The organism is uncultured Corynebacterium sp. (assembly GCF_937999985.1).
Classification (GTDB): domain Bacteria; phylum Actinomycetota; class Actinomycetes; order Mycobacteriales; family Mycobacteriaceae; genus Corynebacterium.
Window position 1 is genome coordinate 65,950 of sequence record NZ_CALLDG010000052.1, and the last position, 14,019, is coordinate 79,968.

Here is a 14,019-nt window from a genome sequence, read left to right on the forward strand (position 1 = left end):
TATGGATCCCAACTTTTCCCTGGATCCCCGTAGGCCTGGCCAGCAGCGCGAAGTGGCTGCGCAGAACCGCTCTGCGAAGTTTCCCGTTGTGACCCCGCTGTCGGGGACAGCCGTTAGCCTTGATTCCGTCCCCGATCCGATCCTCGCCACCGGCACCATTGGCGCCGGAGTGGCGGTGATCCCCGATGCAGGTGTGGAGGTCGTGCAGATTCTCGCGCCTATCGGGGGAGTGATGAAGCGCGTGGCGCCGAACATGTTTGTGATCCAGACGCAGCCCGCGCCTGGAGGCTTGCCCCAGGAGCCTGGCGCTCACCCCGACAACTTTCACGCGGAGACGCTGGCCGACCAGCCGTCGATCTTCATGCAGTTGGGGGTGGATACTGGGCGACTTAACGGCCAGGGATTCGACGTGCACGTCCAGGAGGGCGACCTGGTGCGTCAGGGAACTCCTGTGTGCACGTACGCTCCCCGGGAGTTGGGCCGGATGGGGTTCGATCCGGTGGTGATGGTGTTGGGGCTGCAGATGGGGGCGTCAGAAATAAAGCTTGACGTGTTCTCCGGCGAGCCTGTGATGGACGGCGACAACCTGTTCTGGGTGTAAAGGGGGTGCGTGGGCAATGACACGGAGGATTTTTAGCATCCTGTCGGTGGTTGGCATGATTCTGGCGCTGTCGCGGGTGGTGGAGATCTTCACGCCGCAGCAGCTACAGAGCATCGCCGGGGTTTATTTTGTGGTGCTGGCTGTGCTTCAGGTGTGGCCGCTGGTGGCCACGCAGCGCAATAGTTATGGGCACCGGCGGCACCCCGTGAACCGTCTATATACGCTGATGAGCGTTATCGGGCTGGTCGGGACGGCACTGCTGGCGATGGTGTTTTATCTGCTTTCGCCGATCTGGCTGATCGTTGTCGCGGGCTCGCTGATGATCATGGGGATCGTCGGCGCGGCCGTGCTGGCTTTGTTCGCCGCACCGTGGGATGACTGGTCTACCCGCCGGGGCCGCGACGTCGACGATGAGCTTTTCCTGCGCGACGATGAGCCCGTGGAGGACGTCTGGGACAAGAGCTTCCGGACGTAATTCGGACTCAAGCGGCGCGGAGGATGCCGGGGCGGCGCTGGCTGGGTACGTGCCTATAGCCCATGCTTCCGGTTGATCAGCCAGTGCATTGTCGCGGTCGGCAGCACGCGTGAGAGCGGGAAGACCACCGGCGCCATTGAGCCGGTTGCGTACAGCGGCTTGGGCCGGGCCGCGGTGATGGGCTTCAAAATTTCCTCGGCCACGCGTTCGGCGGAGATGCCATTGGCCTCGTTGTTATCCAGGTTCGTCAGCATGGTGGTGAACTCCGCGCCGTAGGGGCCGTGCAAGTCCACGTACTTCGTGCGCCTCGTGGATAGCCCGGTGTTGATGGAGCCGGGTTCCACCACGGATATGCCCACGCCGAAGGGCTGGACCTCGCGCCGGGCGGCGAAGGCGAATCCCTTGATCGCGGCCTTCGAGGCGACGTAGCTGCTGCGATAGGCCAGCGGGAAGCTGCCCAGCATCGAACCGACCATCACGATGCGCCCGGCCCCTTGTTGCCGCATTGTCGGAAGGATTTTCTTTGTGACGCCCACTTGTCCCAGCACGTTGATCTCAAATAGACGGTGCAGGGCATCGTCGGGGAGCTCCTCCAGGGGGCCGGACTGGCTTTCGCCCGCGTTGTTCACCAGCACGGTTGGTGGGCCGAGGGCGAGGGCGCGGGTTGCGAACTCGTCGATGCTGGAGGGGTCTTCGAGGTCGAGCGGGAGGTATTCCACCCCGTCGATGGGGTCGGTGATGTTGTCGGGGTTGCGGCTGGTGCCGATGATGCGGTCGGGGACGTAAGCGTCTGCGCCGGAGTTGCCGGATCCGGCAGCAGTGGCGTCGGCCTTGAGCTGTGCTAGGGCGGCGACAGTTGCGCGGCCGATGCCGGAGGAAGCGCCGGTGACGATAGCCACTCCGCCGCTGACGGCGGGAAGTGGGCGAGAAGGGCTGGGGAGGATGCTAGAAAGTTTTGCCATGCTCATTATTTTGGCTGCTGGAGTGGGGGTATGCGGGCGGAATGAGATTTTTCGCATTGTCCGGATTCTTTAGTGATCCGTCGCACTACGGCTATGATGTGGGAGAAAACTGCATATGTTCTTGCCGCTTTTAGCTGTGGTGGGAGAGGCTCGGCGCTCGTTATGCGCCGGCCGCCGACGGAGCAATTCCTCCCCAGGACACTCTCAGGCCCCAAGTACCGTCACAGTGAGGCAACTCTGGAAAGACCCGCGCGCAGTCGTGTGCACGCGGGCGCCGAAGGAGAAAAGCCGGGTTGACCGGGTGAAGCTCTCAGGCACAAGCGACAGAGTGGGGAGGGCTCCTTTTAACGACCGTGCACTTACGACCGGAAAGTCCCTATAAAGCCATGTCTTCTGCAGCTACTCGCCGTAACTCAGCCCCCTTCGTTCAGCGCCACATCGGCCCGAACCAGGCCGATACCCAGGAGATCCTCGATTACCTGGGCTACGAATCTTCCGTCGCGCTGGCCGACGATGCCCTCCCGAAGTCCATCCGCCAGGCCGGCCCGATCGGCCTGCCGGAGGCGCTGGATGAAGCGGACACCCTGGCCGCCCTGCGTGCTTATGCCGACAAGAACGTGCAGAAGCAGCAGCTGATCGGCAATGGCTACTTCGACACGATCACCCCGGCCGTGATCCGCCGCAACGTGGTAGAGAACCCGGGCTGGTACACCGCCTACACCCCGTACCAGCCGGAGATTTCCCAGGGCCGCCTTGAGGCCCTGCTGAACTTCCAGACGATGGTGCAGGACCTGACCGGCCTGCCAGTGGCTGGCGCTTCGTTGCTGGACGAGGCCACCGCCGTGGCCGAGGCCGTGCAGCTGATGGCTCGCGGCAATGCGAAGGCCGCCAAGAAGGGCGGCGTGGTGCTGCTGGATTCCTCCCTGCACCAGCAGTCCATCACCGTGACCCTGGCGCGTGCTGAGGCTGCGGGCATCCCGGTGGAGGTCGTGGACCTGGACGGCGAGGACGGCGCCGGTGAGAGCGCTGCCGCGGCGTTCGAGGGGCGCGAGAACCTGGTCGGCGTGGTGCTTTCCAACCCCGGCTCCACCGGTCGCGTGCGCGATCTGTCCAGCCTGATCTCCGCGGCGAAGGAGGCTGGAGCCCTGGTGACGGTTGCCTGTGATCTGCTGGCTCAGGTTCTGGTGACCTCCCCGGGCTCTCAGGGCGCGGACATCGCCGTCGGCTCCGCCCAGCGCTTCGGCGTGCCGCTGTTCTTCGGTGGCCCGCACGCGGGCTTCATCTCCTGCACCGAGGCTCTGCAGCGCAAGCTGCCGGGCCGCATCGTGGGCGTGTCCGTGGACGCCGAGGGCACCCCGGCCTACCGCCTGGCCCTGCAGACCCGCGAGCAGCACATTCGCCGCGACAAGGCTACCAGTAACATCTGTACCGCTCAGGCTCTGCTGGCCGTCGTCGCCGGTTTCTACGCGGTCTGGCACGGCCCGGCTGGCCTACGCGCCATCGCCGAGGGTGTGCACGCCCGCGCGACTGCCCTTGCCGTTGCCCTGTCCGAGGCTGGCCTGACGCTGGCGCACGATACCTTCTTCGACACCGTCACCGTTGACGTGTCTGGTTCTTCTCTTGGGGACGCCCCCACGGCTCTGCGCGCGGCAGCCGAGGCAGGCTACAACCTGCGCCAGGTTAACGATTCCTTTGTCGGCATCTCTGTCGGCGAGTCCACCACGGACGAGGACATCGCCAAGCTGATCGAGGTGCTGGGTTCCCGCACAGGTGAGGTCAACTCCGCGAGCTTCGACGTCACCGCCGGCCCGTTGGGCGAGGCCGGCGTGCTGCGCGCCGAAGACGACGAGATCCTGACCCACCCGATCTTCACAGCCATCACCTCCGAGACCCAGATGATGCGCTACATGCGCAAGCTGGCCGACCGCGACCTGGCGCTGGACCGCACGATGATCCCGCTGGGTTCCTGCACCATGAAGCTGAACGCGGCTTCTTCCATGGAGCCGATTACCTGGCCGGGCTTCGCTGGCATCCACCCGCACGCCCCAGCCGAGCAGGCACAGGGCTGGCTGGAGCTCATCGAGGACCTGGAGGAGCGCCTGGCGAAGATCACCGGCTACGCCAAGGTTTCCGTCCAGCCGAACGCGGGCTCCCAGGGTGAGTTTGCCGGCCTGCTGGCGATCCACCGCTACCACCAGTCCCGTGGTGACCACCAGCGCGACATCGTGCTAATCCCGGCCTCCGCGCACGGCACCAACGCTGCTTCTGCAGCGCTGGCGGGCCTGAAGGTAGTGGCTGTGAAGAACGCCGAGGACGGCTCCATCGACGTGCCGGACCTGGAGGCCAAACTGGAGAAGTATGGCGAGCAGACCGCCGCCATCATGCTGACCTACCCCTCCACCCACGGCGTGTTCGAGGAGCAGGTGCGTGACGTCTGCCAGAAGGTCCACGACGCTGGCGGCCAGGTGTACGTCGACGGCGCTAACCTGAACGCCCTGGTCGGGCTGGCCCAGCCGGGCGAGTTCGGCGGCGATGTGTCCCACCTGAACCTGCACAAGACCTTCACCATTCCGCACGGCGGTGGCGGCCCGGGTGTGGGCCCGGTATGCGTGGCAGAGCACCTGATCCCGTTCCTGCCCACCGACCCGAACGCCGACGTTATCGAGGGCGATGCTGCCCTGCAGTCCGGCCAGCCGGTCTCCGGCGCGCAGTACGGCTCCGCTGGCGTGCTGCCGATCACTTGGTCCTACATCGCCCAGATGGGTGACGAGGGGCTGACTGAGGCCTCCCGCATGGCCCTAGTGAACGCCAACTATGTTTCCCGCAAGCTGGAGGACTACTACCCGACGCTGTACAAGGGCGACACCGGCCTGGTCGCCCACGAGTGCATCCTGGACCTGCGTGAACTCACAAAGGCCTCCGGCATCACCGCCGAGGATGTCTCCAAGCGCCTGATGGACTTCGGTTTCCACGCCCCGACCCTGGCCTTCCCGGTCGCCGGCACCCTGATGATGGAGCCCACCGAGTCGGAGGACAAGGAAGAGCTGGACCGCTTCATTGAAGCGATGATCACCATCCACGGGGAGATCCAGGAAGTTATTGACGGCAAGGTCACCGCCGAACAGTCCGTTCTGCGTCACGCGCCGTTTACCGCCTATTCTGTTGTGCGGGACGACTTCGAGGAAGCTGTATCCGGTGGTCACTTCAGCCGCGCCAAGGCCGCATACCCGGTGGCCAGCCTGCGACACACCAAGTACTTCACCCCCGTGCGTCGTATCGACAACGCCTATGGCGACCGCAATCTCGTGTGCACCTGCCCGCCCCTGGAAGACTTCGCAATCAACGAGGACTAGGGTCCGTTGGGGCTAAGGGCGTCACAAAGAGAAGAAGGAGAACAAGACATGACCGAACTTAAGAAGACCGCGCTGCACCTGGTGCACGAGAAGCTGGACGCGCGATTTACCGACTTCGGCGGCTGGGACATGCCTCTGAAGTACAGCAGTGAGCTGGACGAGCACCACGCTGTACGCAATGCCGTGGGCGTATTCGACCTCTCCCACATGGGTGAGGTTCGCGTGACCGGCCCGCAGGCGGCGGAGTTCCTGGACCACGCGCTGATTTCCAAGCTGTCGGCAGTGAAGGTCGGCAAGGCGAAGTACTCGATGATCTGCGCCGAGTCCGGCGGCATCATCGACGACCTGATCACCTACCGCCTGGGCGAGAACGAGTTCCTGATCGTGCCGAACGCGGGCAACGTGGACAACGTGGTTTCCGCGCTGCAGAGTCGCACCGAGGGCTTCGACGTGGAGGTTAACAACGAGTCCGACGAGACCTCCATGATCGCCGTGCAGGGTCCGAAGGCCGCGCAGGCGATGCTGGAGATCGTGGAGAACGTGGTGGACGCACCCGAGGCATCCGGCGCGGGCGAGACCGTTGCCGAGGCCATCGAGGGGTTGGGCTACTACGCCGCATTCAGCGGTGTTGCCGCAGGTCAGCCCGTGCTGGTGGCCCGCACTGGCTACACCGGCGAGGACGGCTTCGAGCTGATCGTGGCCAACGACGGCGCGGAGATCGTGTGGACCAAGGCCATGGATCAGGCCGGGCAGCTGGGTGGCCTGCCGTGCGGCCTGGCCTGCCGCGACACCCTGCGCCTGGAGGCCGGCATGCCGCTGTACGGCAACGAGCTGTCGCTGAAGCTCACCCCGGTCGATGCGGGTCTGGGCATCCTCGCGGCGACGAAGTCGAAGGACTCTTTCGTTGGTCGTGACGCCATCGTTTCCGCCAAGGAAAAGGGCACCCAGCAGGTGCTTATCGGGCTGGTGGGCGAAGGTCGCCGCGCTGCCCGTGGGGGATACGAGGTGTTCGCGGGAGAGGGCGAGAAGGCCATCGGTGCCGTGACCTCCGGTGCACTATCCCCGACGCTGGGCCACCCGGTGGAACTGGAATACGTTGCGACGTCCGCGGTTTCCTCCGGCGCGGCTGCCGAGGGGGCGACCGTGGAGGTGGACATCCGCGGCAAGCGCTTCGAATACAAGGTCGTGGCGCTGCCGTTCTACTCCCGCGAAAAGTAGCACGCGAGAGTTGTAAGCAAGCGTAAGTAACGAAAAGGGTTGTCTGCCCGCTGGTGTAAGGTTTGGGCAGGCAACCACAGAAGTAGCCACACAAGGTTTCACAAGAGAGGCTTAAAACAATGACTGCACTGCCAACCGATTTCCTGTACTCCGAGGAGCACGAGTGGGTTAACACCTCCGCCGTCGTGGAGGGCGAGACCGTGCGCGTGGGTATCACCCACATCGCTGCTGAGGCGCTGGGCGACATCGTGTTCGTCGAGCTGCCGGAGGTTGGCTCCGAGATCGAGGCCGGCGAGGCTTTCGGCGAGGTTGAGTCCACCAAGTCCGTTTCCGACATCTACGCACCGGTTTCCGGCGAGATCGTGGCCGTGAACGAGGCACTAGAGGACAATGCTGGCCTGATCAACGAGGATCCCTACGGTGAGGGCTGGCTGTACGAGGTCAAGGTGACCGAGGCTGGCGAGCTGATGGACGCTGAGGCTTACCAGGCGGCTAACGAGTAAAACAAGGCCCGCAAGACCCTATGGTCGGTTCCATGTTCGCGTTAATCCTCGGCTTGGCCCTGTTGGGCCTTGCCGTGTGGTTACTCCTGCGCGCAAAAGATAGCGACGCAGCCGGCGCCGATGGAGCTGACGGGTATGACGGGGGGAACCGCGGGTACGGCGAGTGCAGCGGGGATAACGGGGGCTGGTCCACGGATGAGGGCCATGAGGATGGCAGCTTCGAGGGCGACTCCGAGGAGGAGCCTGAGGGCAACGAATGGCCCGAAGATGAAGACGGCGAGTGGCCCGAGGCGGATGACGAAGAATGGTCCGCAGCATGGGACGGCCCACAGTTCGACTCGTGGTCCGGGGACGAAGACGAGCCAGGCGAATATACCGCCGAATACCCGGCCGAAAATGCGGACGATGATCTAGACGAGAGCCCCGCTGAAGGCTGGGCAGAGGAACCGTCGGAGGATCGGTCCGCGCCTGCGTCCTCGCCCGCGTCAGCAATGGCGGCTTTCGGTTTTCCCCGGAGGCGGCGTCGCCAATGGGCGGCCGACAACGGCTTCGAGTACACGAAGGAAGACGGCGAGGTCGCGCGCGACTGGCCCATCGCCATCCTGGGGGATCAGCGGCGTGGCGTGCCGACGCTGCGCGAAGTAGTCAGCGGCTTCGTCGACGGGCACCAGGTGCACATCGGCGACGTGGGATCGTCCACGCTGATGGCGATGCGCCGGGTGGAAGAATCCCCAGTTCAGGTGCTGTATTCCGCCGGTGGCGCACAACCCGCGGGAATGCGCCGCACTGACCTCTTGGACCAGCCCCCGTTCGCTGCATACACCACTGACGTCCGTGCGCTGGATCGCATGCTAGACGCTCGTGTGGAGGACTCCCTCGCCGCGCTTTCGCAGGTCGCCAGTGATGTGGCGTGGGGGCAGAATTGGACGGTCGTGCGGATCTCCCGCAAGCTCGACTTCAACGTGTGGCAGGAGATCCTGCCACGGCTGCGCTCCCTGGTGGATGCCGCTATGGTGCTGCCCCCGGCGCAGACCAGCGCGCCGCTGGAGATGCTGGCCGCCGACCAACTGCGACCCCTGCCCGGCGGCCCGCTGCAGGTGAACACCGCCGACCCGGTGAACCAGGAGGAGATCGAAGAGCAGGCCGCCGAGACCTCCTCCCGCCGCGCGGCCTACCTGCAGGCTGTGCCGGACGGCACTGCGGATGATGCGGGCCGTGCCGGTAGTGACGCCTCGGCCTCCGCCGCCGCGGATTCCAACCTCGCGCAGGACAGCACTGCCCGCGCCGAGGAAGCCGCCGCGCACGCGGAGGTGCCGAACCCGGAGCGGCCCGACATCACCCGCCCCGCAGAGCCGGTGACCTTCCCCTCCCGCACGCACACCCGCTGGGAGGGCGGAGACCCGGACAGCTTCGACAGCTTTGCCGTGGGCGACTACGACGACCCCGCGGAGGATGACGACCTCCACGCGGGGCGGCGCCGTCGCCGCGATGGGGGCATCCCGCGCCTGGGTGAGGACCCCGAGCACATGAGCTCGCACAACTCGCAGTATGCGCAGGTCATCCGCGTCGAGGCGGAAGAGGCCACCATTTTCGAGGAATTCGAGGAGACTAAGTCCACTGCAGTGCGCCTGTCTCCTGTGACGCAGCGTCGGCGGAGCGGTGGGCGTCATCGCGCGCCAGAGGCACGCCACGCCCGCCCCGAACCTATCGAACCGATCGAGTACGAAACCGTCGACGGCGAGGTCGTCGAAGACGACCAGCAGTAAGTCCGCCGGGCACACAACGGCACAGACAAGAAGGAGAAACCGCAATGATCGATGAAGCCAAGAAGCAGCGCCTCGCCGAGCTCGTCAAGGAGCTGGCGGTGGTGCACGGGCGCGTGACCCTTTCCTCTGGCAAGGAGGCCGACTACTACGTCGACCTGCGTCGCGCGACCCTGCACCACGAGGCATCGCCGCTGATCGGCGAGCTGCTGCGCGAACTGACCGCCGACTGGGACTACGCGCACGTCGGCGGGCTGACCCTGGGCGCGGACCCGGTGGCGACGGCGATCATGCACGCTGGGTCGGCTGGCGCTGGCGAGGCTGCCGGGCGTACCATCGACGCCTTCGTCGTGCGCAAGGAAGCCAAAAAGCACGGCATGCAGCGCCGCATCGAAGGCCCGGATATTGAGGGTAAGCGGGTGCTGATCGTCGAGGATACGACCACCACGGGCAACTCCCCGCTGACCGCCGTCGCCGCTGCCCGCGAGGCCGGTGCGACCGTCGTTGGCGTGGCCACTGTCGTGGACCGCGCGACCGGTGCCAAGGATGTTATTGAGGCCGAGGGAGTCGAGTACCGCTCGCTGCTGGGCCTGTCCGACCTGGGGCTTTCCTAGGTATTTTTGATGACGCCCACCTCCCCCGAATCACACGATAAACCCGGACCGACGGAGTGGCTGGAGCATCCCCGAGGGGTGCGCAGCTGGGAAGAAGAACACCCCAACCAGCCCCGCCCGACGGATCCGCGCTTCGACCCCGAGCTGCTGGATGCCGGGGATACACGCAACGTGGTGGATGCCTACAGGTACTGGAAGCAGTCCGCGATCATTGCGGACATTGATACCCGGCGGCACGTGCTGCATATCGCCATTGAGAACTTCGAAAACGACTCGAACATTGGCACCGTCGTGCGGACTGCGAACGCCTTCGCGGTGGACACCGTGCACATCGTCGGGCGGCGGCGCTGGAACCGACGCGGGGCGATGGTCACCGACCGTTACCAGCACCTACAGCACCATGCGACGGTGGGGGAGGTGCTGGAATTCGCGGCCCGGGAGGGGCTAGTTGTGGTGGCGGTGGATAACACCCCGGGGTGCGTGCCGCTGGAAACCGCGGAGCTGCCGGAGCGCTGCCTGCTGCTGTTTGGCCAGGAGGGGCCGGGCGTGACCCAGGAGGCGCAGGATGCTGCGCGAATGACGGTCTCCATTGCTCAGTTTGGTTCGACGCGGTCCATTAACGCCGGTGTCGCGGCGGGGATTGCGATGCATGCGTGGATTCGCCAGCACGCGGACCTCTCCCAGGCCTGGTAATTGGGGGTGTTCTGGGTCTGGTAAATGAGGTGTCTCCAGGTCTGGTAAATGAGGCGTCTCCAGGCCTGGTAAATGAGGCGTCTCCAGGCCTGGAATGTGGGGATTTCGTGGGCCTGGTAGCTGCGCTTGCCCCAGGCTTGGTAGTTGCGCCCTCCGTGACTCCGCAAATGTCGTTAGAACGGGAATGCATGGGAATGCGCAGGGCGTTGGGGGTAGGAATTGGGGCTCTGGTGAGCAGAATGTCGTTAGAACGGGAATACGTGGGCGCGCGTAGCGGTCTTCGAAAAATGAAAACGCTCTGAACTGCACGTTTGTGTAGTTGGGAATTATGGTCTTTAACGCATTCCCGATCTAGCGACATTTGACTGCTGGGCAGCGCAGTTCCGAGGGAGGGCTAGACTGTTTTGCAGAGCGCTACAACCGAGTGAGGTGTGCAGAGTGTTTAATCTTCCCGGCAATAGGAAGCGGGGTAGCAAGTCGTCGCAGGTAGAAGACATTTCTGCGGCGCCGCAAGAATCTGCGGAGGGGGCGGCTGGGCAGGCAGCAGGGGCAGCCGGGCAGGCTGAGGCCGCCGAAGCCTCGCCAGCAGAATCCCCCAATCCCAACCAGGAGCTCATCGAGCGCTGGGACCACCGCGCGGACCTCGCCTACCAGGCGGTTCACGAGCGCCACGCCAGCCGCCTCTGGGGCATCCCGCGCACCACGCTGGGAGTTATCGCCTGGCCGCCGACCACTCGCGACCGCATGTTCGTCCGCTGGCACTACTGGTGGCAAGCTCATTACATCGACAACCTCATCGATGCCGCCATCCGCCGCCCCACCCGCTCCCGGATGGTCGCCATCCGCCGCCACCTGCGCGCCATGCGCATCCGCAACCTTCGCCCCCTGACCGCTAACCACTACTACGACGACAAGGCGTGGCTGGCCCTGGCCATGCAGCGGGTGGCGAGCACTCCGAAGATTCAGGCAAAACTCGGCACGCCCCGCGAGCTGGAGCCCCTGATGGAGAACATTTTCGAGGGTGTGGATAGCCTCACGGGTGTGCTGCCGTGGCGCACGCAGGAGACTTTCTACAACGTCCCCACCAACGGCCCTGCCGCCATCCTCGCCGCACGTAATGGCGATATCGAGACGGCGGAGCGCCTGATCGACTGGACTTTCGACAACCTCATTAACGAAGACGGCCTGGTCATGGATGGTATCCACATGCGGATGGCCGGCCCGGAACCCGTCACGGCGGTGCATCCTTATTGTCAGGGCGTGATGATCGGCGCGTGCGTGGAGCTCGCCCTCGCGCGCAGGCGTGCGGCTGGGGTGGAGGACCGTACGGTTTCAGATGTGGGCGTCAAAGAAATAACCCGCATCCATGGCCTGCTTCGCGCGGTCGAGGTGCATCTTACCGACCGCGACGGCGCGATCAGTGCGCGCACTTCGGGTGGTGATGGCGGACTGTTTAATGGCATTCTTGCGCGTTATCTTTCTCTTGTTGTGGAGTGCTTGCCGACGCCAGGTCGGCACGGCACGGAGGCGGTGGCCATAGCTCGGCGGATTGTGTTGGCGACAGCCGAGCAGGTGTGGCGTTTCCGCCTGGAGGTTGACGGGCTGCCGGTGTTCTCTGCCGATTGGTCGAAGGATGCGACGATGCCGCAGGCTGGTGGGCTGGTTGGTGCGACGATTGCGGGGGCGGTGGCGAGCTCTGATATTGCGGAGCGGGATCTGTCCGTCCAGCTTTCCGGGTGGATGCTGATGGAGGCGGCGGCGCGCACTATCGCGGCGGAGTGACGCTCGAGCGGTGGGTGAGTGGCGAGAAACGGGTAGACGAGCGGCGAGGGGCAGTGTGCAGAGAGGGCACGTGGACATAAGGGGGAGTGCTCGCCGGAGTGACTGCACGGTGTTGAATTTGTGGGCATAATTGTGGGCGGAGACCTACCTGCCCTATTTCAAGGAATTGAAGGAGCATCGAAATGCCTATTGCAACCCCCGACGTCTACCGCGACATGCTGGACAATGCGAAGGAGAATGGCTTCGCATACCCCGCCATCAACTGCACCTCTTCCGAGACCATCAATGCTGCTCTGAAGGGCTTTGCGGATGCGGAGTCCGACGGTATTATCCAGTTCTCCACCGGTGGTTCCCAGTTCGGTTCCGGCCTGGCCGTGAAGAACATGGTTGCGGGTGCGGAGGCCCTGGCTGCGTTTGCTCACCAGGCTGCTAAGCACTACGGCGTGAACGTTGCTCTGCACACCGACCACTGCCAGAAGGAAGTTCTGGACGAGTACGTTCGCCCGCTGATGGAGATCTCCCGTAAGCGCGTGGAGGCTGGCGAGAACCCGCTATTCCAGTCTCACATGTGGGACGGCTCCGCTATCCCGATCGACGAGAACCTGGAGATCGCTAAGGATCTGCTGGCTGACGCCCAGAAGGCCAACATCATCCTCGAGGTGGAGATCGGCGTTGTCGGTGGCGAGGAAGACGGCGTGGAGGCCAAGGCCGGCGCTAACCTGTACACCACCGAGGAGGACTTCGCTAAGACCGTTGATGCTCTGGGCACCGGCGAGCACGGCCGCTACCTGCTGGCCGCTACCTTCGGCAACGTCCACGGCGTGTACAAGCCGGGCAACGTGAAGCTGCGCCCGGAGGTTCTGGACATGGGCCAGAAGGTTGCGGAGAAGAAGCTGGGCCTTTCTGAGGGCTCCAACCCGTTCGACTTCGTCTTCCACGGTGGCTCCGGCTCCGAGAAGGAGAAGATCGAGGAGGCTCTGCGTTACGGTGTGATCAAGATGAACGTGGACACGGACACCCAGTACGCCTTCACCAACCCGGTTGCCCGCCACATGTTCACCAACTTCGACGGCGTGCTGAAGATCGACGGCGAGGTCGGCAACAAGAAGGTTTACGACCCGCGCTCCTACCTGAAGAAGGCTGAGGAGGCCATGTCCGTCCGCGTGGTGGAGGCCTGCAACGACCTGCACTCCGCTGGCACTTCCGTTGCTAAGTAGGTTCCGTTAGCACGATGGCAGAACAGATTCGTCACAGTCGAGACCTCTTCGGCGCGGAGCACCCGGAGGTGCGCCTACCGCAGGAGCTGGCAAGCTCCATTCCGGTGGAGGGTGGTGTTGGCGCTGGCGGTGGTGCAAGTACTGCGCAGTCGCGCGAGTCGCTGGAGGCTGTGGTCTCGGAGAACCTGAAGGATTCCGGCGCATGGGCCGCCCTGGCCGAGGTGCTGCTGGCCGAAGGTCAGCCTGTGCAGGCCTACGCTTGTGCTCGCACCGGCTACCACCGCGGCCTGGATGCCCTGCGTGGCAATGGTTGGCGTGGCACCGGGCCGGTCCCGTGGAGCCACGAGCCGAACCAGGGTGTGCTCCGCGCCATCGGCGCGCTGGTGCAGACCGCCCGCGCCCTCGGCGAGGATGATGAGGTCGTGCGCTGCCTGAACCTGCTGCACGACTGTGACCCGGCGGCAGCCCCAGCTCTGGGGCTGGACGGCTCCGGCAAGAAGGCCGAGTCCAAGCCAATCACCGAACCCGGCGCCACCCCGCCCGCCGAGGGCTAACCCGTGCCTGAACGGAAATGAACCAACGCCGTTCTTTCTCTCTGCCAGCCCCGAGCCGCGGAGTGAACCGGAACCTCTGCATCGCCACGCTGGTCGTGGCGATCTTCTGGATGTCCAGCATCCTCTGGCCCGCAGAACCCACGGCCGGCTGGCCTTTCGTCGCCGAAATGCAGGCCAGCGCGTGGGTTGCCGGTGTGCTTGCCGCGGCGGGTATCGGCATCCTCCGTTCGGTACGCCGCGCGGCGCTATGCGCGGTTCTGGCTCTGCTGGCGGTCTTGATCGTC

Annotated in this window: 12 protein-coding genes, 1 pseudogene and 1 riboswitch; of the genes and pseudogenes, 12 read left to right on the forward strand and 1 reads right to left on the reverse strand. The window is 64.7% G+C overall.

Features of this window, described 5'->3' with window-relative positions; genetic code table 11:
- The first annotated feature begins 1 nt into the window (after window position 1).
- Together Q0331_RS02420 and Q0331_RS02425 are read left to right on the forward strand one after the other, a co-directional pair.
- On the forward strand, window positions 2–601 hold the full coding sequence (locus tag Q0331_RS02420) for a PTS glucose transporter subunit IIA (protein WP_298074552.1): 600 nt from the start codon (window positions 2–4) through the stop codon (window positions 599–601).
- A 16-nt stretch (window positions 602–617) separates the two neighbouring features.
- A complete protein-coding gene (locus Q0331_RS02425; RefSeq protein WP_298074554.1) occupies window positions 618–1,076 on the forward strand; it encodes a hypothetical protein in 459 nt (152 codons plus the stop codon).
- A 53-nt stretch (window positions 1,077–1,129) separates the two neighbouring features.
- Here Q0331_RS02425 and Q0331_RS02430 read toward each other — a convergent pair whose 3' ends face one another.
- Window positions 1,130–2,038, reverse strand: coding sequence for an SDR family oxidoreductase (locus Q0331_RS02430; protein ID WP_298074556.1), 909 nt, complete (start codon window positions 2,036–2,038; stop codon window positions 1,130–1,132).
- Between the two features lie 227 nt (window positions 2,039–2,265).
- Window positions 2,266–2,375: riboswitch (glycine riboswitch) on the forward strand.
- A 49-nt stretch (window positions 2,376–2,424) separates the two neighbouring features.
- On the opposite strand from Q0331_RS02430, the gene gcvP reads away from it, so the two are divergent.
- From gcvP to Q0331_RS02480, 10 genes and pseudogenes are all read left to right on the forward strand, one after another.
- A complete protein-coding gene (gene gcvP, locus Q0331_RS02435) occupies window positions 2,425–5,391 on the forward strand; it encodes an aminomethyl-transferring glycine dehydrogenase (RefSeq protein ID WP_298074558.1) in 2,967 nt (988 codons plus the stop codon).
- 48 nt (window positions 5,392–5,439) lie between these two features.
- Window positions 5,440–6,609, forward strand: a complete 1,170-nt coding sequence (gene gcvT, locus Q0331_RS02440) for a glycine cleavage system aminomethyltransferase GcvT (RefSeq protein WP_298074560.1) — start codon at window positions 5,440–5,442, stop codon at window positions 6,607–6,609.
- Window positions 6,610–6,728: 119 nt separating this feature from the next.
- The gene (gene gcvH, locus Q0331_RS02445; RefSeq protein WP_298074562.1) at window positions 6,729–7,112 is read left to right on the forward strand and encodes a glycine cleavage system protein GcvH; all 384 of its coding nucleotides are present in this window, start codon (window positions 6,729–6,731) and stop codon (window positions 7,110–7,112) included.
- A 32-nt stretch (window positions 7,113–7,144) separates the two neighbouring features.
- Window positions 7,145–8,878: a hypothetical protein gene (locus Q0331_RS02450; protein ID WP_298074564.1), complete on the forward strand. Its 1,734-nt coding sequence runs from the start codon at window positions 7,145–7,147 to the stop codon at window positions 8,876–8,878.
- A 44-nt stretch (window positions 8,879–8,922) separates the two neighbouring features.
- Window positions 8,923–9,489 (forward strand): orotate phosphoribosyltransferase, encoded by a 567-nt coding sequence (pyrE, locus tag Q0331_RS02455; RefSeq protein ID WP_049049915.1) that lies wholly within the window; start codon window positions 8,923–8,925, stop codon window positions 9,487–9,489.
- Window positions 9,490–9,498: 9 nt separating this feature from the next.
- Complete coding sequence (locus tag Q0331_RS02460) at window positions 9,499–10,182, forward strand: RNA methyltransferase (protein ID WP_298074567.1); 684 nt, start codon at window positions 9,499–9,501, stop codon at window positions 10,180–10,182.
- A 438-nt stretch (window positions 10,183–10,620) separates the two neighbouring features.
- A complete protein-coding gene (locus Q0331_RS02465; protein WP_298074569.1) occupies window positions 10,621–11,964 on the forward strand; it encodes a glycoside hydrolase family 76 protein in 1,344 nt (447 codons plus the stop codon).
- A 182-nt stretch (window positions 11,965–12,146) separates the two neighbouring features.
- The gene (gene fbaA / locus Q0331_RS02470) at window positions 12,147–13,181 is read left to right on the forward strand and encodes a class II fructose-bisphosphate aldolase (protein ID WP_298074571.1); all 1,035 of its coding nucleotides are present in this window, start codon (window positions 12,147–12,149) and stop codon (window positions 13,179–13,181) included.
- A gap of 14 nt (window positions 13,182–13,195) precedes the next feature.
- The gene (locus Q0331_RS02475; protein ID WP_298074573.1) at window positions 13,196–13,735 is read left to right on the forward strand and encodes a DUF3151 domain-containing protein; all 540 of its coding nucleotides are present in this window, start codon (window positions 13,196–13,198) and stop codon (window positions 13,733–13,735) included.
- 62 nt (window positions 13,736–13,797) lie between these two features.
- Window positions 13,798–14,019: pseudogene (locus Q0331_RS02480) on the forward strand (endonuclease/exonuclease/phosphatase family protein); the annotation flags it as partial.